Source organism: Vibrio sp. 1-1(7) (assembly GCF_013048485.1).
GTDB classification, from domain to species: Bacteria; Pseudomonadota; Gammaproteobacteria; order Enterobacterales; family Vibrionaceae; genus Vibrio; species Vibrio fujianensis.
The window spans coordinates 1,483,984-1,510,633 of the sequence record NZ_VHSP01000001.1 but is presented as its reverse complement, the minus strand read 5'-3'; the positions used below and the strand labels follow the sequence as shown (position 1 = coordinate 1,510,633).

The following is a 26,650-nucleotide window of genomic DNA, read 5'->3' as shown; positions in this document are numbered from 1 at the left end:
CTGCTCAGCACCGCTTTTTTTAGCTATTTGATCCAGCACCGAATTTACAATTGGTGTGGAATTTTCTGAAAATTAGAGTGATTCAGTAAAAGTACGTGCAATAACGTCGCGCTGTTGTTCTGGAGTTAGCGAGTTAAAACGTACGGCATACCCTGAAACACGAATGGTAAGTTGTGGGTATTTTTCTGGATGCGCAACCGCATCTTCTAGTGTTTCACGTTTTAGCACATTTACGTTGAGGTGTTGCCCGCCTTCAATACGAGGCGCAGCTTCAATGGCGACTTCACGGCTTTCATAATCACCAAACTCGCTGATAGCAACAACTTGATCGGCTTCGTAGCCAGTGAGTGCAGCGACACAACGCGCTTCATTTTTTTCACTGTCGATTAGCCAAATTGAGTTAAGTAAGTCATCATTAGCTGCTTTCGTGATTTGGATACCTTGGATCATTACTGTCTCCTTGCCCACTGAATGTGGTGTTATTGGTGTTAATTTTCAAAACTTGTTGAGTTAGGTATTATATATCTAATATCCTTAATTCTAGTATTGATTTAGGTCAAAAAACAACAAAAAACCATTATTATTTTAAGGTGATAAATTTGATTTTAATCAATAAACCCTTTAAAAATAACTAACATATAAAATATTTGAATTATTCAATAGTTTTTTAATCTAACTTTGTTGTAATTTTACTACATATTAATGCTTTTTATTTAGCATCAATCGGTAGATCAGTTAGTTAGAAAAACCATGTGAAAGTAGAAAGTGATAAAATGACAAATGATAAAAATGGGTCTCAAGAAAAGTTTTTTGGTGCGCATGTTTCTGCCGCGGGTGGGGTTGATCAAGCGCCTATTCGTGCCAAACAGATCGGGGCGAATGCGTTTGCGCTCTTTACCAAGAACCAACGACAATGGGGCGGAAAACCTCTTGATGCTGAAACGATCCGTGCATTTAAATTAAATTGTCAGCAATTAGGTTTTTCGACTCAGCACATTTTGCCACACGATTCTTACCTGATTAATTTAGGTGCTCCTGAGCAAGATAAATTGGCCAAATCTCGTCAAGCATTTATTGAGGAAATGGAGCGTTGTCAACAGCTTGGGTTAACTCTACTGAATTTTCATCCAGGGAGTCACCTTAAACAAATCTCGGAGGCTCAGTGTCTTTCGACGATTGCTGAATCGATCAATTTAGCTCATCAAGCGGTGCCAAATGTGATTGCTGTGATTGAAAATACCGCTGGTCAAGGGAGTAATTTGGGGTGGCGCTTTGAGCATTTGGCTGAAATTATTGCGCAAATCGACGATCAGTCTCGCGTGGGTGTTTGTCTAGATACCTGCCATACCTTTGCTGCAGGCTATGATTTACGTAGTCAGGCCGCTTGTGAGGAGACGTTTGCGCAGTTTGAGCAAGTCGTTGGTATGCACTATTTAAGGGCAATGCACATTAATGACTCAAAATCTAAGTTAGGCAGCCGGGTGGATCGACACCATTCATTAGGACAAGGTGAAATTGGTTGGGCGTGTTTTGAATATATCGCACAAGATCCTCGTTTTAATGGTATTCCATTGATTCTTGAAACCATTGATCCTGAGTTATGGCCTAAAGAGATAGAAACATTAAAAAGATTTCATCGTGGTGATAGATTTTTAGATTAGTTTCACAAACTTGGCATCCTTTTTTCATTAGGATTCGCTCAAGCGTTGTTAGAAGGATGCCGTTATGTATGTCTCTATCTGTTTAGCCAGTCAAACCGTTGCTCACCTGCCAATACCCAATCGACATGTACAGGGACAAGGCCACCATCGTGTGCCACAGCCTAGCAAGCCGAATAAATAGCCATCGGACGTGACGTTGTGAGGGCGATAGCGTAAGGTGCAAAAGCAATCATTAGTCTCCTGACGCTTGAGGCGAACCAAGGTATACTTGTCTGTTTTAAATAATCAGGAGTATTTATGACTCAGCCACTCGTTTGGCACGATGTTATTGGTGCCGAGAAGCAGCAAAGTTATTTTCAGCAAACCTTACAATTTGTTGAGGCAGAAAGGCAGTCGGGGAAAATTATCTATCCACCGGCAAACGATGTCTTTAACGCTTTTCGTTTAACGGAGTTTAATCACGTTAATGTTGTCATTCTTGGGCAAGATCCTTACCACGGGCCAAATCAAGCACATGGTCTGTGTTTTTCTGTTCTTCCTGGAGTGAGAACACCACCTTCTTTAGTTAATATCTATAAAGAACTTGCCCAAGATATACCGGGTTTTCAGATACCGGATCACGGTTACTTAAAGAGTTGGGCGGAACAAGGGGTGTTACTACTCAATACCGTATTAACCGTTGAGCAAGGGAAAGCGCATTCCCACGCAAATTGTGGTTGGGAGACATTTACCGATCGTGTCATTGATGTATTGAATCAACAAAGAGAGGGGATTGTTTTTTTACTTTGGGGCGCGCATGCGCAAAAAAAAGGCCAAATGATCGATCGGCAGCGGCATCATGTATTGATAGCACCTCATCCCTCGCCTTTATCTGCTCATCGCGGCTTCTTAGGTTGTAAACATTTTTCTATGACGAATCATATCCTTACTCAGCAAGGAAAAAAAATAATCGACTGGCAACCTAAGATAGACACTGTGATGGATTGATGTTTTTTCGACCAGTATCAAAGCGTATATTCGGATCCTTGTATACACTGAGGTGAATATTCCCTAAAGCGAATTGGGGAAAGTGGTGTAGGGAGAAACACAATGATGATAGAAAGGATCCAGCGTGAGCATGGGTATATGGTTCGTCTGCTGGCTATATTAGGTGACAAGCTAGAGTCACTGAAAGCCGAGAAATCGGTAAATTATAACCTACTAAAAGAGATCGTTGACTACTTAGGGAGTCACTCGGAAGCCGTTCATCATCCGAAAGAAGATATTATTTATCGCTATTATATCGAGCATTATCAAGCCGAACCGACTATCTCTAATTTAGAGAAAGAGCATATCCAGTTAGCACAACAGACACAAAGCTTCCTTAACTTAGTTGAGATGATCTTACAAGATGCTGTCGTCCCTCAAGCACTGTTCATTGAACAATTGGAAGGTTTTATTGAAACTCAGCGTGGTCACCTGCAATTAGAAGAACGATCCGTGCTTCCGATTATTAGCCAAACTTTTACTACCTCAGATTGGCAAAACGTCGAAGCGCAATGGGTGACCAATGAAGATGACCCTGTTTTCGGAGAAACAATAGCCGATCGCTTTTCTCAATTGGCTCGTCGCGTTAGGAAAAGCAGCGCTGAGTGTATCTAGGGTCTGTTTATCTTTCGAGCTGATTTTTGCAGCAGTTTGTGGCTTCTTTATACAAGGCAGAGGCTCTGACATGTAGTGGCGATTTGTGCCGTTTATACCCAAACAGCTTGGAGTTGTAGCTAACATCCCTGCAGCTTCAAGTAGGAAGGGGATACTGGTAATGTCACGTTATTTAGGTTTGAAAATAAAAAAGCACCGTTCATTCGGTGCTTTTATGTCAATTATAGTTTGATGTTTTTATAGTTTGATGTTTTCTAATTCTAAACAGATATCCATATCCATTAATTCTTTCTCTAGGCGCTTTTTATCGCGGATCGCTTCTATTTCTCGCCACATCCGTTTTACCGGTTTAGTCCTCTGTGCTCTGGACTTGGTTATTTCCATGTCCAACAGTTGATCAAAGTGCAAGTTATCCATAAGCAAGCCTCATTGTTTTCATCATTCCGTGAGAGTTATCTAGATAGCATAACTTGCTTAAATTTAACCATGATTTATTTCTCATTTATGATCTTTTAATGATAGTTACGTTTTTTTTCTGCTTTATTTCACATTTTTAACTAAGAATACGTATAAAAAATCACCATAAAGTTCGAGCAAACGTTTTTATTGTGCCTTTTTTTATGTTAATAGACTGTTATCTTAGGTTGTGCTAATAAAGGTTTGCTGTTTTTTTGAACGTTTAAACCTTAGTTATGACTTTTTTCTGACAATTTACCGTTGATCGCATTGTGTTAGCTGACTTCTCAGTATATGAGATTTTGCTTATGCAATGAGGTAGGTTTGGTTTTTTTTTAATCTTTCTTGTGGTTTATTTGTGTATTTTTTGTTTTTTATTTGCAATTTAAATGGTCGTTTGTGTGTTAATGAATGGTGACTTTATAGTAAAAAATAACAACAAAATGCTATTTATTGCATATTGATTTTTGCCGGTTCAGGCTGCATTATCCGGCAGTCAAAAAAATCGCTGTATTAATCAACTCATTGGATCAGCGTGTACACCACTGTAAATGTATCCCATAACACTAATAACTTTTCGGGATTCAAATATGTCTATTTACGGTGTTCGCTGTGACTAACATCAGCGCATCACTCTATGAGAGGTTCTTGTGACAGACGTAATTAACTTAATGAATGACCTGCTTTGGGGGTCTATTTTAGTTTATCTTTTGGTAGGAGTCGGGATTTACTTCACCTTTCGGTTGGGCTTTATCCAATTTCGCCATTTTGGCCATATGTTTAGCGTGCTAAGAAATAGTCGTAAATCAGACAAATCTGGCATCTCTTCTTTTCAGGCATTATGTACCAGCCTAGCGGCTCGTGTTGGAACCGGGAACATGGCCGGTGTTGCGGTAGCCTTAACATTAGGTGGGCCAGGTGCCATTTTCTGGATGTGGATGACCGCAATGGTCGGAATGGCGACGTCATTTGCTGAGAGTACCTTAGCCCAGCTCTACAAAACACGCGATAAGGATGGCAACTACCGTGGTGGCCCAGCTTATTATATGGAAAAGGGACTCGGAATGCGTTGGATGGGCGTTCTGTTTTCTATCTTTCTGATTATTGCCTTCGGTCTGGTATTTAACGCAGTACAAGCCAATTCAATTTCTAGTGCTATGCATACGGCTTTTGGTTTTCAACCTTTGTATGTCGGTATTGCTATTGTTCTGCTGTCTGCATTTGTCATTTTTGGTGGGATTCGTAAAATTGCCCGCACAGCGGAGCTGATTGTTCCTTTTATGGCGTTAGCCTATATTGTGATTGCCTTGGCGGTCATGATTATTAATATCGATAAGTTGCCTGATGTTATTAGTTTAGTCTTTAGAAGTGCATTTGGATTAGAACAAGCTGCCGCGGGTGGGGTCGGTTATGCCATTGCTCAAGCGATGATTAACGGAGTTAAACGTGGTTTATTCTCAAACGAAGCGGGTATGGGGTCAGCGCCGAATGCTGCTGCATCAGCTACACCTTATCCACCACATCCAGCCTCTCAAGGTTATGTTCAAATGCTTGGTGTATTTGTTGACACGATCGTTATCTGTTCAGCAACTGTGGCGATTATTTTAATGTCTGGTGAATACGTTCCTCATGGCGAACTGACAGGGATTGAATTGACGCAGCGTGCATTAAGTTCCCAAGTTGGTGATTGGGGAAGTATCTTCATTGCTTTCGCTATCTTCTTTTTTGCTTTTACTTCTATTATTGCAAACTACTCTTATGCTGAGACGAATCTAATTTTCTTAGAGCACAATAATAAGAAAGGATTAGTGGTGTTCCGGATCATCGTTTTGGGTATGGTGATGTTTGGTTCGTTAGCCACATTGCCGGTTGTCTGGTCCATGGCGGATGTCTCTATGGGACTGATGGCGATTGTTAACTTAGTGGCAATTTTATTGTTATCAGGAATTGTTGTTAAATTGGCAAAAGATTATAACCGTCAGCTTAAAGCTGGAAAACTTCCCACGTTTGATGCCAATGATTACCCTGAGCTGAAATCTCAGTTAGAAGATGGAATTTGGGATAATCATAAATCGCAATAGATATGCGCTATGAAAAAGATAGTCAAAGCCATGCAGACAATGCATGGCTTTTTTTGTAGGCTAGTAAGTTGCTCAATAACTCAAATATAGGATATAGCGATGTTGATAGTGGTTTCACCGGCAAAGACGCTCGATTATGAGTCCCCGCTGCCTAGCCAAAGTTACACGCAACCCGAATTGATTGAATATTCACAAGCCTTAATCGATGTTTGTCGACAGCTAACGCCTGAGGATATCGCTCGGTTAATGAAAGTCAGCGATAAAATTGCTGGGTTAAATGTTGCTCGTTTTGCCCAGTGGAGTGAACACTTTAGCTTTGAGAATGCACGCCAAGCAATTTTTGCCTTCAAAGGTGATGTCTATACAGGCTTAGCCGCTGATTCATTGAGCGATGAAGGTTTAGCATTCGCTCAACAGCATTTGCGAATACTTTCTGGATTATATGGAGTACTAAAACCGCTCGATCTGATGCAACCTTACCGATTAGAAATGGGGACAAAACTTGATAACCCGCGCGGTAGTAATTTGTACCAATTCTGGGGAGAGATTATCACGGATAAACTCAATGAAGCTATTCAAGCTCAAGATGATCATGTCTTAGTCAATCTTGCCTCTAATGAATATTTTAAAGCGGTTAAAGTGAATCAATTGGATGCGCAGGTTATTACCCCTATCTTTAAAGATCATAAAAATGGTCAATATAAAGTGATCAGCTTTTATGCCAAAAAAGCACGCGGTATGATGGCGCGTTATATTATTGATGAACAAATTTCTTCGGTACAAGCACTGACTCAGTTTAATGTGGCTGGTTACTATTTTGATGAGCAAGAATCAACCCCAACTGAGCTTGTATTCAAACGTGACGAGCAGTGAGGGAGATTTTATGTGGCCGTGGATATCAGATGTTATCGCTCGTTACGATGCATGGTGTAAACAATGGGGGTTAACTCCAGAGCAAAAACGCAGTTGTGTGCCTTATCGACAAGAGAAATACGATGATTCGACAGAGAAGCATAGTGATTTGACAGAGAAGTATAATGATTTAACAGAGAAGCATAGTGATGATGTCACATCATCCCAAGCTAAATGAGTCGGAATATCGGCTGTTTGATACGCACTGCCACCTTGATCTGCCTATCTTTGAGCAGAGATTAGCGTGTGAACTTGAGCGAGCTAAACTGCAAGGTGTGATACGGTTTTTGCTTCCCAGTGTCGGCCCTCAGAATTGGGCCACAGTTGCACGACTCGCTAAATATCATGGTGATATATTCTATTATGCGTTAGGGATTCACCCCCACTTTTTGCCTTCTCTCCCCGTTTGTCATTGCTTTGATCGGTTAGAGCTGTATCTTGCGCAGGCGAGTGATGCCTGTGTGGCTGTCGGAGAGTGCGGCTTAGATGCAATGATCAGTGATACAGCCCAGCACCAAGAAATGATCTTAACAAGGCAGCTAGCGATGGCACAAAACGCTCAGTTACCCGTGATATTGCATAGTCGGAAAACCCATCAGCGTTTATTACAGCTCCTCAAACAGTCGCGTTTTACCCAAGGTGGAGTTATCCATGCTTTCAGCGGCAGTGAACAAGAAGCAAAACAGTTTATTGCATTAGGGTTTAAACTTGGTATTGGTGGTGTTATCACTTATCCAAGAGCGAAAAAAACTCGCCGAACAGTGGCGGCGATCCCGCTTGAACATCTCGTGCTAGAAACCGACTCTCCAGATATGCCATTATTTGGATTTCAAGGGCGCACGAATACTCCGAGCCAGTTACCATTAATCCTCAATGAACTCGCTTTACTCAAGCAACAAGAACCTTATCAATTAGTCGATCAGCTTTGGCAAAATAGCCATCAAGTATTCAAGCTACCAAGCTAGTTTATTTTTCCACGCTTGGCCAATAGGGTTATTAATGGTGACTTTAATCACATAAATATGTGAATGTATAGTGAATCTTATAATAAAGTGTGAACGGTGCGGTACTTTATCTTGATTGCGGTGCGTATAATTGCTCTGCTTTTGAGCTTCATTTTTGTAACACGCCAATATTTAACTTATAAGGAAGTCATAAACCATGAGCCTGTTTATGAGCCTAATCGGTATGATATTTTTACTTGCTATCGCAGTATTATTATCATCAAACCGTAAAGCTATCAATCTCAGAACCGTGGGTGGCGCTTTTGCTATCCAATTTTCCTTAGGGGCATTTATTCTTTATGTTCCTTGGGGACAAGAACTATTACGTGGCTTCTCTGACGCAGTATCGAGCGTTATCAACTATGGTAACGATGGTACATCCTTCTTGTTCGGAGGATTAGTTTCAGGGAAGATGTTTGAGCTGTTTGGTGGGGGCGGATTCATCTTTGCATTCCGCGTTCTTCCAACACTTATTTTCTTCTCTGCTTTGATCTCTGTGCTTTATTATCTTGGTGTTATGCAGTGGGTCATTAGAATTCTAGGCGGCGGGTTACAAAAAGCGCTGGGAACTTCTCGTGCAGAATCGATGTCTGCTGCGGCAAACATTTTCGTAGGGCAAACTGAAGCTCCGTTAGTGGTTCGCCCATTTGTGCCGAAAATGACTCAATCAGAGCTATTTGCTGTGATGTGTGGTGGTTTAGCCTCGATTGCGGGTGGTGTGTTGGCCGGTTATGCCTCAATGGGTGTTAAAATTGAATACTTGGTTGCTGCATCGTTTATGGCTGCCCCCGGCGGGTTACTGTTTGCAAAAATTATCATGCCTGAAACCGACAAGCCGGTTGACCAAATTCATGGCATTGAAGCGGCTGAAGATGAAAAGCCAGCTAACGTGATTGATGCAGCAGCAGGTGGTGCTTCTGCCGGCCTACAATTAGCGCTTAATGTGGGGGCGATGTTGATTGCCTTTATCGGTTTGATAGCTCTGATTAATGGTATGCTTGGTGGTATCGGTGGTTGGTTTGATAAGCCTGACCTGACCTTAGAAATGATTTTAGGTCAGCTATTCTCTCCTTTAGCGTTCATGCTTGGGGTGCCATGGGAAGAAGCCACCGTTGCTGGTGAGTTTATTGGTCTAAAAACGGTTGCCAATGAGTTTGTTGCTTATTCTCAGTTTGCGCCTTATTTAACCGATGCCGCGCCTGCGGTATTGAGTGAAAAAACCAAAGCGATTATTTCCTTTGCATTGTGTGGTTTTGCGAACTTATCTTCTATCGCAATTCTATTGGGTGGCTTAGGTAGCTTAGCACCTTCACGCCGTGGCGATATTGCTCGCATGGGTATCAAGGCGGTGGTTGCGGGTACACTCTCTAACTTGATGGCAGCGACCATCGCAGGCTTATTCCTTTCTTTCTAACCGGTTAGGAATTGAATTTATAGACGCCAGCTCTTATTCCTCCGTAGCAAGCAGTTGTTACGGGGGAATTTGTGTTTTTAGTCCATCAAAGAGTTTAGGCTTAGGTTATTTTGAGATACAAACCGTTTGCGCTTTCTATCTTGCTATCGTTTTATGAGCAACCGCTATAGCATGTAGTCAGTGAAGTGACAGTCATGTCGATGTTTGATGAGACAAGCGGTAAAATTCAAGCATGGGTAAAACGATTTACCCGAGATAGACACCGCAATCATAGATTGTTGTGCCATACCTATTGGTACTGTGCGGTGACAAGGACAGCAATTGGTGCGATGCACCGAGTCTTCAGGGAACCAAGTCCGTTCATTTTGTGGCTACTTAGTTGAGTGAACGTCACATTAAGTAGTGAACTAATTGAATATATTGATCGGAGATAGAAATGAGCGATTTAAAAGCTGCAGCACGACGTGCACTCAAATTAATGGACTTAACAACATTAAATGACGATGACACTGATGCTAAAGTTATCCAACTTTGTCATGATGCTAAAAGTCCCGTGGGTAATACGGCAGCTATTTGTATTTACCCTCGCTTTATTCCTATTGCTAAGAAGACTCTTCGCGAGCAGGGAACCCCAGAAATTCGAATTGCGACGGTAACGAACTTTCCCCACGGTAATGATGATATTGATATCGCAGTTGCTGAAACTAAGGCTGCAATAGCTTATGGTGCCGATGAGGTTGATGTTGTGTTTCCTTACCGCGCTTTGATGGCGGGCAATCAGCAGGTGGGTTTTGATTTGGTCAAAGCGTGTAAAAACGCTTGTGGCAATCATGTTCTGCTAAAAGTCATTATTGAAACCGGTGAACTAAAAGAAGAAGCATTGATTAAACAAGCCTCGCAAATTGCAATTGAGGCTGGGGCTGATTTTATCAAAACTTCAACCGGTAAAGTGCCTGTCAATGCGACCCCTGAGTATGCTCGAATGATGTTAGAAGTTATTCGTGATATGGGCGTGGCGAAGCAGGTCGGTTTTAAACCTGCAGGTGGTGTTCGTAGCGCTGAAGATGCTGCTCTCTACTTAGCCATGGCAGATGAAATCTTAGGGGATCATTGGGTTGATAGCCGCCATTATCGCTTTGGTGCTTCTAGTTTATTGACCAATCTCCTCAATACATTAGGCGTTTCAGAGCAACAGGCTGATCCTACCGCTTACTAAGTTTCTGGTTTATCTATCGGTGGCGAATCTCGCCACCTAAATCTTCTATACACGATTTAGACCATGGCTCTTATCGAGAGCTTGGGAGGCGCTTATGTCTATATCTCATGCATTTTTACCGCAAGAGATCATCCGTCGCAAGCGTGACGGCGAAGTTTTAACCCGTGAAGAAATCTACTTTTTCATCCAAGGTGTGGCTGATAATAGCGTTTCAGAAGGGCAAATTGCTGCCTTTGCGATGGCCATTTATTTTCAAGAAATGACCATGCCTGAGCGTATTGCACTGACTTGTGCTATGCGTGATTCGGGGATGGTTATCGATTGGACGCACATGAACTTTGATGGCCCAATCGTTGATAAACACTCGACCGGTGGGGTTGGGGATGTGACCTCATTAATGCTCGGCCCTATGGTGGCCGCTTGTGGTGGTTATGTGCCAATGATTTCAGGGCGAGGTTTAGGTCATACCGGGGGTACGCTCGATAAATTAGAGGCGATTCCCGGTTACAACATTATGCCAACCAATGAGCGGTTTGGTGAAGTGACTAAACAGGCCGGCGTGGCGATCATTGGCCAAACGGGCAATCTAGCCCCTGCGGATAAGCGGGTCTATGCGACGCGTGATATCACCGCCACGGTGGATAATATCTCATTAATTACAGCATCGATTTTATCGAAAAAACTCGCAGCCGGTCTCGATGCCTTAGTGATGGACGTCAAAGTCGGTTCTGGCGCGTTTATGCCAACCTATCAAGCCTCTGAAGAATTGGCTAAATCGATCGTGGCAGTGGCGAATGGTGCAGGTACCAAGACTACGGCTATTTTAACCGATATGAACCAAGTATTGGCTTCATCGGCAGGTAATGCGTTAGAGGTGCGTGAAGCCATACGCTTTTTAACTGGTGAATATCGTAACCCTCGCTTATTTGAGGTAACCATGGCCTCGTGTATTGAGATGTTACTGTTGGCTAAATTAGCCAACGATCCTCAAGACGCACGTACCAAGTTACAAGCCGTGCTCGATAACGGACAAGCGGCAGAAAGGTTTGGAAAAATGGTGGCAGGACTGGGTGGCCCTCATGACTTGATTGAAAATTATCAACGTTATTTAGACAAAGCGCAGGTGATCAAACCGGTTTATGCTGAGCAAAGCGGTGTCGTCTCTGCTATGGATACCCGCGCGATTGGTATGGCGGTCGTCAGTATGGGCGGTGGACGACGAGTGGCAACTGATGCCATCGATTATGCCGTAGGTTTTGATCAATTTATCCGTTTAGGTGAAAGAGCAGACCACACCACACCACTGGCGGTGATTCATGCCCGCAGTGAAGCACAATGGCATTCTGCTGCGAAAGTACTTCAACAAGCCGTTAAGATTGGCGGCAATTATCAAGAAACTCCGGAAATCTATCGTCAAATTCGACCTGAAGATGTGTAACTCCGGTGAGGAAAAATAATGAAAAGAACATTTATATTAGTTTTAGACTCCTTTGGTATTGGTGCGGCACCTGATGCTGAAAAATTTGGTGATGTTGGCGCTGATACTTTAGGTCATATTGCCGAGCAGTGCCAACAAGGCAAAGCCGATAATGCCGATCGCCAAGGGCCTTTATGTTTACCTAATCTCTCCAAGTTAGGGTTAGCGATGGCACACAAAGAAGCTACAGGACAATTTGCCCCAGGGTTGGATCAACGCGCGGACATTATCGGTGCTTATGGACACGCCGCTGAACTCTCTTCTGGTAAAGATACCCCATCAGGGCATTGGGAAATTGCGGGTGTACCCGTGTTGTTCGAATGGGGCTATTTTAGTGATAAAGAAAACAGCTTCCCTACCGAGCTAACCGATCGCATTTTAAAGCGTGCTGGTTTGGCGGGATTTCTTGGTAATTGCCACGCATCAGGGACGCAAGTGCTTGATGATCTTGGGGAAGAGCATATGGCGACGGGTAAGCCAATTTTCTATACCTCAGCCGATTCAGTATTTCAAATTGCTTGTCATGAAGAGACATTTGGTTTAGATCGTCTGCTTGAATTGTGCCAAATTGCTCGTGAAGAGTTAGCCGATTACAACATTGGTCGGGTGATCGCTCGTCCGTTTGTTGGTGCAGGTAAAGGACAATTTGAACGGACTGGTAACCGCCGCGATCTTTCCGTCGAGCCACCTTCAGCAACCGTATTACAGAAATTAGTTGAAGAAAAACAAGGACAAGTGGTTTCGATTGGTAAAATTGCTGATATTTACGCTAACTGTGGAATTACTAAGAAAGTGAAAGCGACAGGCATTCCTGCACTGTTTGATGCCACGGTGGAGCAAATTCAGCAAGCGGGTGATAACACCATCGTCTTTACCAATTTTGTTGATTTTGATTCAGCTTATGGGCATCGTCGTGATGTGGCCGGTTATGCGGCGGCACTGGAATACTTTGATCGACGTTTACCTGAAATTCTTGCCCAGATGCAAGCTGATGATCTGCTAATACTCACTGCGGATCATGGTTGTGATCCTACTTGGATGGGAACAGATCATACGCGAGAGCACATTCCGGTACTGGTCTTTGGCCAAAAAGTGGCTCCAGGGACATTAGGTTTGCGAGAAACCTTTGCTGATATCGGACAAAGCATTGCGCATTATTTTGGCCTATCTGCGATGGATTACGGAAAAAACTTTTTATAATTATTAATAACAGATAAAAAGTGAACGAAGGCTCAGCTCAATCGGTTGGTTGAGTTGAGCAAAAAACGTTACTAGCGAGATTTTGCCTAATTTATGCTAAGGTCAACAGACCCTAGGGTGGGTTAGAAAAACGCAACATAGGAAAATAAAAATATGGCAACTCCACATATTAATGCTCAGTTGGGTGATTTTGCAGACGTTGTACTTATGCCAGGGGATCCACTACGGGCCAAGTTCATTGCAGAAACTTTTCTTGAAGAGGTCGTACAAGTATGTGACGTCCGTAATATGTTTGGTTATACCGGAACCTACAAAGGTCGCAAAGTCTCAGTGATGGGCCACGGCATGGGGATCCCTTCTTGCTCTATTTATGTGACTGAGCTGATTAAAGACTTTGGGGTCAAAAAAATTATTCGTGTCGGCAGCTGTGGTGCCGTTAACGAAGGAATTAAAGTGCGTGATGTCGTTATCGGTATGGGCGCGTGTACGGATTCGAAAGTGAATCGTATTCGTTTCAAAGATCATGACTTTGCTGCTATTGCAGATTACAAAATGGTCAAAGCGGCCGAAGAAGCGGCGAAAGCTCGCGGTATTGATGTGAAGGTCGGTAATTTATTCTCTGCTGAACTGTTTTATACCCCAGATCCTGACATGTTTGAGGTGATGGATAAATATGGTATTGTCGGAGTTGAGATGGAAGCGGCTGGGATCTATGGCGTTGCAGCGGAATATGGCGCTAAAGCACTCGCGATTTGTACCGTGTCTGATCACATTAAAACCGGTGAACAAACTACCTCTGAAGAGCGTCAAACCACCTTTAATGAAATGATTGAAATCGCATTAGATTCGATTCTTATTGGTGACCAAGTGAACTTTTAATTAAGCGATTAAGTTTGAGATGGAAAAGTTAAGCCTCAGCGAAGCGCTGGGGCTTTTTAGTGGGTCTGTTTCAGTAACCAGTTTTCACTCACTGATTTTGACTTTAATTGGTGACGTAATAGTAAGGTGATCAATACACCACTAATAAAACTCATCAGTAACATCAAATACATATAACGATCACTTTTACGATAATGATGATCGGAAATAGCAGTCACTTTACCTGTTTCAAAGGTAAGGCGAACAAAACCAATGATATTCCCATCATGCAGGACTGGCTCTACCAATTGTTGTCGGCCAATACTTGCTGTTTGTAAAGGCGTATCTAACCCTAATACTTCGCGAGCACTGAGTGCGGCATCACTGGCTGCCAGTTTCACACCTTCCGCATCATAAATGGTTGCATCAAAAACTAAACGTTCCTGCGCGAGTTGGTTGGTGAGGGCTAACAAACGCTCTTGATCTTGTTCGGCCAACATCGCACTTGCAGAAAGAGAGGCTTGGTTGATCAATACCTTGGTTAATGTCTCCAGTTGTTTAGCCTGAATACGTTCATTGCCTTTACTAATGACCACGCTATTTTGAATGGTGACCAAAAACATCACGATCAATAACAGCATGACGAAACCGCGTAATACGACACGAAATGAAAAAAGTGAGCCATCCATAGACAGTTAACCTGAAAAAATCACACTTAACCCATATTGAGACTTGCGTTTTCAAATTGCAATAGGGTAACGTCTTGCAATCATAACAAAGGAAAGTGGACATGGACGCTGTAAAAACGTTACGCATTAGAAAACATACCTCCTTGCTGAATCGTCTTCCTGAAACACGCTTTGCAACACAATTGGATAAAAAAAAGGCCAATTGGATCGTCTTTGCTGAACAGTTAACGCCACAGCAATTTGAAGATATCGATTTTTTCACAGGGCAATACACTGCCATTGTTGAAACATGGAAAGTGGGGCCTTATGAGGTTGCACTCATGGCGGGAGAACTTTCGATTGAGCATCAAACCATCTTGCAAAATTTAAAGCTCGATTATGCGCGCATTGATGAAGTGCCCGATCTTTCTAAACCCGGCTTGATCGTTTTTGATATGGATTCAACCGCGATTCAAATAGAGTGCATTGATGAAATTGCTAAACTGGCCGGCGTCGGTGATGAAGTGGCGCAAGTGACGGAACGAGCAATGCAGGGAGAGCTGGATTTTGAACAAAGTTTACGGCAACGGGTTGGCAAGTTACGTGGGGCTGACGCGGCTATTTTAGCCTCCGTGCGTGATCATCTCCCTTTAATGCCAGAACTGCCCGAATTGATTCACACACTACAACAATTAGGCTGGAAAACGGCAATTGCTTCCGGTGGTTTTACCTATTTTTCCGATCACCTCCAGCAGCAACTTGGCTTTGATTATGCACAATCAAATCAGTTGGAAATCGTCGATGGAAAACTGACAGGTCAAGTCATTGGTCAGGTGGTTGGCGCTCAAACCAAAGCCGATATTTTACTTGAGCTTACCGAGACATTTGCTCTTGAGCAGCATAACACGGTTGCTGTTGGTGATGGTGCGAATGATTTGTTGATGATGAAAACGGCTGGGCTTGGAATTGCCTACCATGCCAAACCGAAAGTGGAGGCACAAGCTCAAACAGCGATACGCCATAGTAATTTGGGAGGAGTGCTGTGTATTTTGTCTGCGGGCTTAGTAAAACAGCAAAAAGTCAGTTGGAAAGCGCAGCCATCCATCGATACTGATTAAAAAATCATAACGAGCACAGAGAGAAGCTCGTTATGATAAAAACAGAAGAGGTGTTATGGCTTGATTTCTAAACGAGTCAAAACCTCTTCTGTTATATCAGCAAGCTCTCCATAACCCACGATCGAACCGATCTCTTTTTCCAAATTTTTTGCTTGGCTTAAATTAATTAAAGCCAGCTCATTGAGATCACTTTGTAATAAAGTCGTGAACGGATCAAAAACAGGAGCTGCACAAATTCGAAGAACGTAAAGTTCTCCCATTTCTTTACCTTTGCGGATAAATTCAACTCGTTCTTTTAGTGAATCAAACTCATGCAACAGACGAGACTCAACGGATTGAATACGGTCGGCAAATTTAACCGCTGCGATATACACTTCATGATAATGAGCTTCTGCTTTCTCGATTCGGCGCATTGGTGAGGCAAGTAATGTGTTGGTATGGCCTTTAAAAATAGGTTCAAGAGACAAATGATCACTCTCTCCAAGTTTGGCGAGCAAGGTCAGGTGAGGGGGGAGTGGGTAGTTAACACCAATGACTTTAGGTCTTAGGTTAACGCCGACTTTATCGACAAATATCGGAGAACTGACCATTTTATCGAGCAAGATATTATGTAGCCCTTCAAGGAGAGCGGGGCTTGGTAATTGTTCTTTTTGCGGTAGCAACTTATCTTGATTATGTTCGATAATACTATTAAAAAAGGCGATGCTTTTCATTGTTGCCGAATTTTCCTCAATCATGAGTTGTAAGCGTCGTCCTTCTGGACCAATACGAATGACCTGATAGGGAAGAGCATCGAGCGGTAAGTTGGAGTCATACAGCTTAAGTTCATGGTAGTTAATCTGAACTTTGTCGCCCGCTTTAAGCGCGACCGGTTTATCAAGAATAATGCTTAAGCCTCGTTTAGAGAGATCAACCGTAACGCCTTCGGCAATCACCTGTTTTTGCATTTTTAATTGCAATGGGGTACGAAAACGGTACCTCGGTTCTTTACGTCGTGAGCGAGCATCAAAGTAGATTCCCATCGGTTTACCAACCACTTGACGTGTGTGGCGAAATGCATTTAATTCATTGGCAGCGAGTTTAGGCTTTTCAACCAGTAAATAATCGGTTGCTGCACTGGCATCAGCAATCTCTTGTAGTATTCCGCAGTGCGTCAGTTGATTTGAATGTTCAGCCAGTTCTTTGGCATGTAGTGCTAGCTCTTGGCGTTCTTGATTGGAGAGTTCAAACATGGTGAGCTGAAACGCCTTCCAACTCTCCTTTTTGGCCCCAACATGCCAAAATAGTTTTCGATGAGCGGGGTGCGCCTCGGGCATCATCATCGAAAAAAATAAGGTTTTATCTTGGTGTTGATGTTTAAACGCATACAGTACGTTTCCGCTATCGGCAACCCCAGGTTGGGTGAGTAAGGACATCCGAGAGCGATTAAAAACACTGCCTAGCATTTGTTGGTTACGTTCGTCATGCCAATATTGCCATGTCGGTTGATTATGCTCTGTTAGAAGTACCAGTTTTAAATCATTACCACTAAAAAAGAGGGGGAGGTTACAGGTGTGCTTAAGATAAGTATGTTCGTATCCCCTTGTTCGGGCTCGAATAATTTTATCTTGATTGTCGTGACGAGCTTTTTGATGATTGCTGGCTAAAACCTCATTAATGATATTTTCAACAAGAGTTGTTTCGGTCAGCTTTAACGTTCGTAGAAACTTGACGGCGTCATTATCATAAGAGTCATCAATAGCCAGAATTCGATACTCTACCGTTTCGGTTATGCCGGGTATGGTTAACGTTTTTTCAAGTTCGCTAAAACGAACTTGAATCACTTGGCCTAGTTTGTAGTTAAATGCCGCTGGAACTTTAAATTTCCCCCCAGAGGCCGATAAGTCAACGCTGATACCATGCAGAAACTGATCATTGAGGGTTATTTGAACCTGTGTAGCTAGCTTTAAACGATTTTCTTGCCGTTGTAGGTCGTAACCAAGTGTTATTGCTTCGACCTGAAAAGAGGCACTAGTGGCGGATGAGGATTTTGATCCGTCATTCCGTTGTTTCATCACTCGGAAATTATTATGCGTATTGTAGAGGTTTTCCCAAACGCCTTCCGTATAGCCACCAAACTTTTTAATGCCTTTGTGGTAAGCATTAAACGCAACATCATCAAGCCAATGTTTACGGCCATCTAAATCATATTCTCGGCACTCTCCCTGCACTTTTCCTCGTAAGTCGATGATTTTTGAACAAGGAGCCATTACTCTGTTGAGCTCCATCTTAACTAAAAGTTTGACAGAAGGAGGTTGACCATCTGTTATCTGAGATAGTAGGTACTCAAAATCGGGTGAGTGGTACACCGGAATGAGTTGTTCAGCGAAAGAGAGGATTTCGGATTGCTGCATACGTTTCTAGTAAAGTGAATCTCTGTTAGAGTGAGCCGCTACTGATTTATCGGCGTTACTGCTTTAATCTTTAGAGGTTTATGTGAGTAACATAACTATGATGTTAGTCTATAGTGCAGTGATTTAACTTTTTCATAAACCTTTTAGTTCACAGTTCAGATAAGTTTTGAGGATTCATGGCAAAAGCGAAACGCGCTTATGTGTGTAACGAATGTGGGGCAGATTTTCCACGCTGGCAGGGGCAGTGTAATGCATGTGGGGCCTGGAATACCATTTCTGAAGTACGCTTAGCGGCTTCTCCTCAGGTGGCTCGTCATGAGCGCTTGATGGGGTATGCAGGCGGTGCGGCGGAAACACAAGTACAAACTCTATCGGAGATTGATCTTCAGGAAGTTCCCCGCTTTAGTAGTGGTTTTAAAGAGTTTGATCGAGTTTTAGGTGGTGGCGTTGTACCCGGAGCGGCCATTTTAATCGGCGGAAATCCTGGAGCCGGTAAGTCAACATTGCTACTACAAACCATGTGTTTGCTTTCTGCTCAGATGCCCACGTTATACGTGACAGGAGAGGAGTCATTACAACAAGTCGCGATGCGCGCAGCTCGGCTTGGATTACCGAAGGAGCATTTAAAAATGCTCTCTGAAACCAATGTTGATCGCGTTTGTCAGATCGCCGAAAAAGAGCAACCTCGCATCATGGTGATTGATTCAATCCAAGTGATGCATGTCGCTGATGTTCAGTCTTCTCCTGGCAGTGTTGCTCAAGTTCGAGAGTCGGCAACAGCCTTGACACGTTACGCGAAACAAAATAATGTCGCGGTGTTTATTGTTGGCCATGTCACCAAAGATGGTACTCTGGCAGGTCCAAAAGTACTGGAGCACATTATCGATTGCTCTGTGCTTCTTGATGGTGGTGCTGATAGCCGCTTTCGAACTTTGCGAAGTCATAAAAACCGCTTTGGGGCGGTTAATGAGCTGGGCGTGTTTGCTATGACCGGGCAAGGCTTGCGAGAAGTGAGCAATCCTTCAGCAATCTTTTTATCTCGCGGAGAAGAAGCAACCTCAGGGAGTTCTGTCATGGTGGTTTGGGAAGGAACTCGCCCACTATTGGTTGAAATTCAAGCATTGGTGGATTATTCCCAGTTAGCAAATCCTAGACGAGTCGCGGTTGGCTTAGAGCAAAACCGGCTGTCACTCTTGTTAGCGGTATTACATAAACATGGTGGCTTACAAATGGCCGATCAGGACGTGTTTGTAAATGTTGTTGGTGGGGTGAAGGTGACAGAAACCAGTGCTGACCTTGCCTTACTGATGGCCTTGCTATCGAGTTTTCGGGATAAGCCTTTACCTAAAGATGTGGTCGTGTTCGGTGAAGTTGGCTTGGCTGGTGAAATACGTCCTGTTCCAAGCGGACAAGAGCGGCTTAATGAGGCTTTTAAACATGGTTTTACGAAAGCAATTGTGCCTATTGCTAACATGCCCAAAAATGGAATTACTGGTATGCAGATACATGGCGTGAGAAAGTTATCGGAAGCGATTAGTGCTTTTGATGAACTTTAAATCTGGGCTACACGACCAATCAGCAGGATTTTCTTAATGGTGGTGTGTGATGGCGAAGTAAATTTCACCGATCTTTACTCGCGTCTTTCGCCGCTATCACCTATATTTCATCAGCAATAGACAATCATTAACTATTTTTTTTCAGCAAGCGTAAGCAGGGCTATCAGTCTTGACAGATTGTGATATACTCTGCGCGCACTTTATACCTTATTAACAGAGTAAGACAATGACCGACTTATCAAAATACAGAAACATTGGTATTTTTGCTCACGTAGATGCGGGGAAAACTACCTCTACCGAGCGTATCCTAAAGCTAACTGGTAAAATCCATAAAATGGGTGACAGTCACGACGGTACGACCACCACTGACTTTATGGAACAGGAAGCTGAACGTGGTATTACTATCCAGTCGGCTGCGACTACTTGTTTCTGGAAAGATCACCGCCTAAACATCATCGATACTCCTGGACACGTAGACTTCACTATTGAAGTTTATCGTTCTTTGAAAGTTCTTGACGGTGGTATCGGTGTATTCTGTGGTTCTGGTGGTGTTGAACCTCAATCAGAAACCAACTGGCGTTATGCTGATGACTCACACGTATCACGGATTATTTTCGTCAATAAACTGGACCGTATGGGTGCAGATTTCTACCGTGTCGTTGATCAAGTGAAGAATGTTCTTGGCGCTACACCACTTGTGATGACTCTACCTATCGGTATCGAAGACGATTTCAAAGGCGTAGTCGATGTACTGAGCCAAAAAGCATACATTTGGGATGATTCAGGCTTACCAGAAAACTACGAAGTTACTGATATTCCAGCTGATATGGTTGAGAAAGCGGCTGAATACCGTGAGCTGTTGATTGAAACTGCTGTTGAGATGGATGATGAACTCATGATGGCTTACATGGAAGGTGAAGAACCTTCTCTAGAAGACATCAAACGTTGTATTCGTAAAGGTACTCGTGATCTAGCATTCTTCCCAACTTACTGTGGTTCTGCTTACAAAAACAAAGGTATGCAGCTTATCCTAGATGCAGTTGTTGATTACCTACCATCGCCAACTGAAGTTGATCCTCAGCCTCTGACTGATCCTGAAACGGGTGAAGCAACAGGTAAAGTTGCGACAGTCTCTGCTGATGAGCCACTACGCGCGCTTGCGTTTAAGATCATGGATGACCGTTTTGGTGCCTTGACCTTTATCCGTATCTACTCAGGTAAGATGAAAAAAGGCGACACCATTCTTAACAGTGCTACAGGTAAAACTGAACGTATCGGCCGTATGGTTGAAATGCACGCTGACCAACGTAACGAAATTGATTCTGCGCAAGCGGGTGACATCATCGCTGTTGTTGGCATGAAGAACGTTCAAACTGGTCACACTCTTTGTGATCCAAAGCACGAATGTACGCTAGAACCAATGATCTTCCCAGATCCAGTTATCTCTATCGCGGTTAAGCCTAAAGATAAAAATGGTTCAGAGAAAATGGGTATTGCGATCGGTAAAATGGTTGCAGAAGATCCATCATTCCAAGTTGAAACTGACGAAGATTCAGGCGAAACCATCCTTAAAGGTATGGGTGAACTTCACCTAGATATCAAAGTTGATATCCTGAAACGTACTTATGGTGTTGAGCTAGAAGTCGGTGCACCGCAAGTTGCTTATCGTGAGACAATCACCAAAGCGGTTGAAGATAGCTACACACACAAGAAACAGTCTGGTGGTTCTGGTCAGTTCGGTAAGATTGATTACCGTATCAAGCCTGGTGAACTAAATTCTGGTTTCACTTTCAAATCAACGGTTGTTGGTGGTAACGTTCCTAAGGAATTCTGGCCAGCAATCGAAAAAGGTTTTGCAGGCATGATGCAAGAGGGTGTTCTTGCTGGCTTCCCAACTCTGGACGTTGAAGTTGAACTATTTGATGGTGGCTTCCACGCAGTGGACTCATCTGCAATCGCATTTGAAATCGCGGCGAAAGGTGCATTCCGTCAATCTATGCCTAAAGCGGGCCCACAACTTCTTGAGCCTATCATGAAAGTTGACGTGTTCACTCCAGACGATCACGTCGGTGACGTTATCGGTGACTTAAACCGTCGTCGCGGTATGATCAAAGACCAAGAAGCGGGTGTAACTGGCGTTCGTGTTAAAGCTGACGTTCCACTATCTGAAATGTTTGGTTATATCGGTACGCTACGTACAATGACATCTGGTCGTGGTCAGTTCTCTATGGAGTTCTCACACTACGCACCATGTCCAGCTAACGTTGCTGAAGCCGTGATTGCTGACGTTAAAGCGAAAAAAGAGAAGAAGTAATTCTTTAATTTAGATGCTTAAAAAGCCCCATCAGTAAAGCTGATGGGGCTTTTTTATGGAGCTGATTTTGTTATTCGATGCTAAACCTAAATTTCTGCTTTATTATCGAGCCAACAATAAGATTATTAGTTTCTCGTTTGCACGTTATTTTTCCCAGACGATCAATTGATCTTTTGGCCAGTTTTGTCCGACTTCATGATATTTTTGTTCTAATACGTGCCGTTTTATTTTTAAAGTTGGCGTCAGAATACCATTATCAATACTCCAAGGATCTTTAATCATCAACACCCCTTTTATCTGTTCATGAGATTCAAGTTGCGCATTGATTTTATCGATCACTTTTTTTGTGCTTCTTTCATAGCGAGCTTTATCAAAATGAGGAAAGTTGTGAGGCACAACGAGTAAAATGGGGGCTGGTAAACCAAGACCGATCAAACAGAGCATTTCTACCCGGCTGTATTCAAAGAGTTTATTTTCAATCGGTACTGGAGAGACAAATTTTCCTTTTGCTGTTTTAAAGGTATCTTTAATTCGGCCTTGGATAGTTAAGTAGCCATCAGCATCAATATTTCCTTTATCACCCGTGTGTAGCCAACCGTCACTATCAAATGCTTCCTTCGTCGCGGTATCATTTTTGTAGTATCCAGAGAACACTCCTTTGCTATGCACCAGTATTTCTCCTTCATCGGTAATTTTTAGACGAATACCTGGGCCGGAGTGACCAACCGTGCCTATTTTATCGGCTCTAAAAGGATAATTAAGTGTGCTATAAGCAAAAGACTCTGTCATCCCCCAAGCTTCAGTGATACTGAGTCCAACACTGTGATACCACTTAAGTAATGCAGGCGAGACGGGGGCTGAACCACAACCGAGTACCCGAGCTTTGTTTAAACCAAGCCCATCGGCTAATTTTCGTTTGATTAAGCTATTTACTAACGGAATTTTGAGTAAAATATCGAGTTTTCTCTGTGGCAATTTATCTTGAATGCGTTGCTGAAACAGAGTCCATAGCCTAGGTACGGAGATAAATAGCGTTGGACGCTGCATTTTTACATCTTCAATAAACGTATCTAAGGATTCAGGAAATGCGGTTAAGACACCGCCTTGAATTGAGGTACCAAAGACATAAACTCGTTCGGTAATATGAGCGAGTGGGAGGTAGGAAAACAGCCTATCTTCTTTTTCAATGCCAATCTGGTTGATCAATTGTTGTACTGACCAAGAAAAAGCACCATAGGTGAGCATAGCTCCTTTTGGCAAGCCTGATGTGCCGGATGTGTATACCAAAGACATCAGTTTATCATCGTAATGTTGTGGTCGTTCTTCACTGGGTAAATGTTGCTTTATTAAGTCATGATATTGATATTGGCATTGAGGAGCAGAAGGATAGGGTAACGCAATACTGAGTAAATCAGGCATCTCCTCTAATACTTGGGTTGTGGCTTTCGCATCATCAAGTTTACCGGCAATTAATATTTTACTTTCACTGTGACGGATACAATATTCAATGGTATCAGAGCCTGCTGTAGGAAAAATTGGAACACTGACATAATCGCCGAGCATCATCGCTAGATCGCAGATAAACCATTCAGCACAGTTTTTAGAGATTAATGCTATTTTATCTCCAGGTTCCGCGCCTAAAGCTCGCAATGCTGAAACAAGCCTTAATGCGCTATCAGCGACTTGAGAAAATGTGAACTCAACAAATTCGCGATTGATAATTTGTCGGAGATACACATCGTGAGGACGAGTTTGTGCCCAAGTTAAAATCATTTCATTGGGTGGCGGGAGAGCACAAGTTGTTTGGCTTAACTTGTTAGGATGGTTCATTCTCTAACTCCATGTTTGATTTGTTATATTTATGTTAATTAACTATAAATGTAGCACAGGAGTCAGAGGATGTTAGTGGAATTAACTCACATTTATTGCCTATGGCCGATTTTTATAATTTAAATAAAAGTATTATTTTTTTAACAACAGACCCTAGTTATCGATCTTGCGGATCGACTTCTGGATAAGCTTCAATGACCCGTTTAATATAATCCTGATGATAACGCAGTGCATTAACGCAATGTTTATCTAATTTACCAGCGTTCACCATTTTCTCTAATTCTAATAAGGCAAAAGGGATCGACCACGCTTGTTTATAAGGCCGATGATTGGTTAAGGCATCAAAAATATTGGCAACAGCAATAATCCGAGCCGAGATAGGAATGGATTCTTCAGTTAATCCATAAGGGTAGCCACTGCCATCAAGAAACTCATGGTGATAAGCCACAATTTCTTTAAGAATAGACACGCTAGGATGTTCTGGCGAGCCGATCTCATCAATGATTTGGTTAATGATCTCAATCCCCTTCTCTACATGCTGATTTAATAACACTCGTTCATCATGACCTAGAGCGCTCGGTTTATTTAAAAGTTGGCTTGGAACTGACAGTTTTCCGATGTCATGGCATTTAGAAAATTGGCTAATATGTTCGATCAGTTCATCATCTAATTGATAAATACTCGCCACTTCTAAAGCTATTACCCGAGCAAAACGGCTGATCCGCTCTTTGTGTGCTCTAGACTCTTGCCAATGTTCAACTGATTTTTCATTCATCTCAGTGGCAGCAGTGATCAGTGAATGGACTAAATCATATTCAGAGCTAACGACAAAACGAATGATGTCAATAAAAGGTTTGAGAGTGGTATATTTTTCCGGATTAAAAGCATTTTTTTCACAAGAATTAAGAAAGATAAACCCAATAAAGGTTTGCGCGTGATAAACAGGTAAGGCCAAAGAGGACTGAAAACCTTGTGCGATTAACCAACGGTTATGCGGATGGGTCGAATTGAGTTCGTGCGGTAGGTCATTAATATAACGAACTTCTCCGGATTCAATACACTGCCTTAGTGAAGGTAAGTCATTCAAAACGCAAGAGTAATGGGCGAGTTCAAGGCCGTTTAATGTGCTACCCGCGTATGTTTTTAATTCATCATGCTCGGCATCGTATAGCGCAAAAGAGAGGCGTGCAATCATTGGATCGTGGGTGATGATCCGCTGATGAATATGAGACAATTGATGATTTAACGTTCCAGCAATAGCAAAGAAGTCATGTAAATCGTTATTCTCCATATCGGTGCCATCCTTCTTGTTGGTGCGATTATTTTCTATTTTATGCCGTTCAACTAGGGGTATACCCTTCCTACTTGAAGCTGCAGGGGGGCTACGTTCGTTCACCCCAATTACATAGCTTGCCTATCTTCATGGAGATTATGAGAACCATCCGTGGCTCTCACTAAAGGCCAGCCTACGGCTGTTCAAATTTTCCCAGATAAATTTGTCACTCACTTGCTGCCTACCTGCAACGCCAAGTTGTTTGGGTATAGTCGCTTATTTTAGTTTAGGCGATAAAATGAGAACTAACCGATCTACTCAGCAAAAATTCCCTTCTTTTTACCCAATTAATGCCAACCCTAATCCACAGAGAAGATAAAAACCAACGAGGCCAAGAATTGGCCAGCGGGCGATCTTCCATAATCCATAGCCGATAATCAGTAAAGCTGCGTCTATCGGCACTAAAACCGAACTGATGAAAACCGGTTGATAGAGTGCGGCAAGTAATAGCCCGACTACAGCAGCGTTCACTCCGCTTAGTGCACCAGAAACTAAGGGCTGGTTAGATAATGTTTGCCAATTTTTTAATACACTCAGTAAGAGTAAAAAACCCGGCAGAAAAATGGCAGCGGTTGCGATAAGCGATCCCCAAATAGGAGCGTCGGGAAATAGATGACCGCCTAAATACGTTGCGAGTGTAAACATTGGCCCAGGTACCGCTTGAGCCGCAGCATAGCCAGTTAAAAACGTATCGGTAGAGATTTGGTCTGCGAGTAAACCTTGCAATAGAGGCATCACCACATGCCCACCACCAAACACTAAGCTGCCAGCATAAAAAAACGTTTCAAATAAGGCTAGGATAGGTTGATCCTGAGTTAGCCAAGGAAGCCCAATGAAGAGAGCAGCGAAAAGTAGCATCGGCCACCAGTTAAGGCTAAATTTAGTTGAATTAAAAGATGAGTGTGGTTTTTGTAGCCAGCCCATGCCGACCATAGCGGCAAATATCAATATGCCAATTTGGGAGAAAATTCCAGGAAAGAGTAGTAAAGTGACCGCACTGATTAAGCATAGGCTATGAGTTAAATTACGGCGACAAAAGCTTTGATACATTCCCCAAGTAGCATCGGCGACCACCAGTACGGCGAGTAATTTTAAACCGTGGATCAGGTGATCAAACAGTGGATGGTTAAGCCATTGTTGACTAACGACGCCTAATAATAGCATTAAAAATATGGAAGGAAGCGTAAAGCCAAGAAAAGCAAGACTGGCACCGATTAATCCCCCACGCTGATAACCAATAGCAAAACCAACTTGGCTTGACCCTGGCCCAGGTAAAAACTGACTTAAAGCAACCAGTTGAGCGTACTGTTGATCGCTTAGCCACTGACGTTGAGCCACAAAGGTTTGGCGAAAATAGCCAATATGAGCGGCGGGGCCACCAAAACAGATCCAGCCTAAAATAAAAAAAGTTTTAAATATTTCCCACATAAGGCATTCCTTTATTCACGTGAGACGATACCAATGGGTCTACTTATTCAATCAATGAACAACGATCCTTGCGTGGCTGGCATGGTTCTC

Annotated in this window: 21 protein-coding genes and 1 pseudogene; 15 read left to right on the top strand and 7 right to left on the bottom strand. The window is 42.9% G+C overall.

The window, feature by feature from the left end; translation table 11 throughout:
• Nucleotides 1–72: 72 nt before the first annotated feature.
• Complete coding sequence (grcA, locus tag FKN05_RS06905) at nt 73–450, bottom strand: autonomous glycyl radical cofactor GrcA (RefSeq protein ID WP_099611845.1); 378 nt, start codon at nt 448–450, stop codon at nt 73–75.
• Nucleotides 451–773: 323 nt separating this feature from the next.
• Here grcA and nfo point away from each other — a divergent pair, with 323 nt between their 5' ends.
• From nfo to FKN05_RS06890, 3 genes are all read left to right on the top strand, one after another.
• Nucleotides 774–1,661 (top strand): deoxyribonuclease IV, encoded by an 888-nt coding sequence (nfo, locus tag FKN05_RS06900; RefSeq protein WP_099611846.1) that lies wholly within the window; start codon nt 774–776, stop codon nt 1,659–1,661.
• Between the two features lie 297 nt (nt 1,662–1,958).
• Entirely contained in the window at nt 1,959–2,648 is a 690-nt protein-coding gene (ung, locus tag FKN05_RS06895; RefSeq protein WP_161427123.1) for a uracil-DNA glycosylase, read from the top strand.
• Between the two features lie 102 nt (nt 2,649–2,750).
• The gene (locus FKN05_RS06890; protein ID WP_099611848.1) at nt 2,751–3,302 is read left to right on the top strand and encodes a hemerythrin domain-containing protein; all 552 of its coding nucleotides are present in this window, start codon (nt 2,751–2,753) and stop codon (nt 3,300–3,302) included.
• Between the two features lie 237 nt (nt 3,303–3,539).
• Here FKN05_RS06890 and FKN05_RS06885 read toward each other — a convergent pair whose 3' ends face one another.
• Nucleotides 3,540–3,719: a DUF3545 family protein gene (locus FKN05_RS06885; RefSeq protein ID WP_099611849.1), complete on the bottom strand. Its 180-nt coding sequence runs from the start codon at nt 3,717–3,719 to the stop codon at nt 3,540–3,542.
• A gap of 689 nt (nt 3,720–4,408) precedes the next feature.
• Between FKN05_RS06885 and FKN05_RS06880 the strand changes: the two genes are divergently transcribed.
• The 9 genes and pseudogenes from FKN05_RS06880 to deoD all read left to right on the top strand — a co-directional run bounded on the left by FKN05_RS06880 (nt 4,409) and on the right by deoD (nt 13,941).
• Entirely contained in the window at nt 4,409–5,839 is a 1,431-nt protein-coding gene (locus FKN05_RS06880) for an alanine/glycine:cation symporter family protein (RefSeq protein WP_099611850.1), read from the top strand.
• Nucleotides 5,840–5,938: 99 nt separating this feature from the next.
• A complete protein-coding gene (gene yaaA / locus FKN05_RS06875) occupies nt 5,939–6,712 on the top strand; it encodes a peroxide stress protein YaaA (RefSeq protein ID WP_099611851.1) in 774 nt (257 codons plus the stop codon).
• A gap of 10 nt (nt 6,713–6,722) precedes the next feature.
• Nucleotides 6,723–6,845: pseudogene (locus FKN05_RS16905) on the top strand (DUF5363 family protein); the annotation flags it as partial.
• A 55-nt stretch (nt 6,846–6,900) separates the two neighbouring features.
• The gene (locus FKN05_RS06865) at nt 6,901–7,716 is read left to right on the top strand and encodes a TatD family hydrolase (RefSeq protein ID WP_237665731.1); all 816 of its coding nucleotides are present in this window, start codon (nt 6,901–6,903) and stop codon (nt 7,714–7,716) included.
• Between the two features lie 196 nt (nt 7,717–7,912).
• A complete protein-coding gene (locus FKN05_RS06860) occupies nt 7,913–9,169 on the top strand; it encodes a NupC/NupG family nucleoside CNT transporter (RefSeq protein ID WP_099611854.1) in 1,257 nt (418 codons plus the stop codon).
• Between the two features lie 436 nt (nt 9,170–9,605).
• Nucleotides 9,606–10,385, top strand: coding sequence for a deoxyribose-phosphate aldolase (gene deoC, locus FKN05_RS06855; protein WP_099611855.1), 780 nt, complete (start codon nt 9,606–9,608; stop codon nt 10,383–10,385).
• A 94-nt stretch (nt 10,386–10,479) separates the two neighbouring features.
• On the top strand, nt 10,480–11,823 hold the full coding sequence (deoA, locus tag FKN05_RS06850) for a thymidine phosphorylase (RefSeq protein WP_161427063.1): 1,344 nt from the start codon (nt 10,480–10,482) through the stop codon (nt 11,821–11,823).
• An 18-nt stretch (nt 11,824–11,841) separates the two neighbouring features.
• Entirely contained in the window at nt 11,842–13,062 is a 1,221-nt protein-coding gene (locus tag FKN05_RS06845) for a phosphopentomutase (RefSeq protein WP_170887153.1), read from the top strand.
• 153 nt (nt 13,063–13,215) lie between these two features.
• Nucleotides 13,216–13,941, top strand: coding sequence for a purine-nucleoside phosphorylase (deoD, locus tag FKN05_RS06840; protein ID WP_170887152.1), 726 nt, complete (start codon nt 13,216–13,218; stop codon nt 13,939–13,941).
• Nucleotides 13,942–13,997: 56 nt separating this feature from the next.
• Here deoD and FKN05_RS06835 read toward each other — a convergent pair whose 3' ends face one another.
• The gene (locus tag FKN05_RS06835; RefSeq protein ID WP_099611857.1) at nt 13,998–14,609 is read right to left on the bottom strand and encodes a YtjB family periplasmic protein; all 612 of its coding nucleotides are present in this window, start codon (nt 14,607–14,609) and stop codon (nt 13,998–14,000) included.
• Between the two features lie 101 nt (nt 14,610–14,710).
• Between FKN05_RS06835 and serB the strand changes: the two genes are divergently transcribed.
• Nucleotides 14,711–15,706, top strand: a complete 996-nt coding sequence (gene serB / locus FKN05_RS06830; RefSeq protein ID WP_170887151.1) for a phosphoserine phosphatase — start codon at nt 14,711–14,713, stop codon at nt 15,704–15,706.
• A 53-nt stretch (nt 15,707–15,759) separates the two neighbouring features.
• Here serB and FKN05_RS06825 read toward each other — a convergent pair whose 3' ends face one another.
• The gene (locus tag FKN05_RS06825) at nt 15,760–18,099 is read right to left on the bottom strand and encodes a PilZ domain-containing protein (RefSeq protein WP_099611858.1); all 2,340 of its coding nucleotides are present in this window, start codon (nt 18,097–18,099) and stop codon (nt 15,760–15,762) included.
• Between the two features lie 176 nt (nt 18,100–18,275).
• Here FKN05_RS06825 and radA point away from each other — a divergent pair, with 176 nt between their 5' ends.
• On the top strand, nt 18,276–19,655 hold the full coding sequence (gene radA / locus FKN05_RS06820) for a DNA repair protein RadA (protein ID WP_099611859.1): 1,380 nt from the start codon (nt 18,276–18,278) through the stop codon (nt 19,653–19,655).
• A gap of 226 nt (nt 19,656–19,881) precedes the next feature.
• Nucleotides 19,882–21,969 (top strand): elongation factor G, encoded by a 2,088-nt coding sequence (gene fusA / locus FKN05_RS06815; RefSeq protein WP_099611860.1) that lies wholly within the window; start codon nt 19,882–19,884, stop codon nt 21,967–21,969.
• 144 nt (nt 21,970–22,113) lie between these two features.
• Here the strand turns inward: fusA and FKN05_RS06810 are convergent, their stop codons facing one another.
• The 3 genes from FKN05_RS06810 to chrA form a co-directional block, all read right to left on the bottom strand.
• On the bottom strand, nt 22,114–23,799 hold the full coding sequence (locus FKN05_RS06810; RefSeq protein WP_099611861.1) for an AMP-binding protein: 1,686 nt from the start codon (nt 23,797–23,799) through the stop codon (nt 22,114–22,116).
• Nucleotides 23,800–23,956: 157 nt separating this feature from the next.
• On the bottom strand, nt 23,957–25,090 hold the full coding sequence (locus tag FKN05_RS06805; RefSeq protein ID WP_170887150.1) for an HD-GYP domain-containing protein: 1,134 nt from the start codon (nt 25,088–25,090) through the stop codon (nt 23,957–23,959).
• Nucleotides 25,091–25,411: 321 nt separating this feature from the next.
• The gene (gene chrA / locus FKN05_RS06800; RefSeq protein WP_099611863.1) at nt 25,412–26,560 is read right to left on the bottom strand and encodes a chromate efflux transporter; all 1,149 of its coding nucleotides are present in this window, start codon (nt 26,558–26,560) and stop codon (nt 25,412–25,414) included.
• Nucleotides 26,561–26,650: the final 90 nt, after the last annotated feature.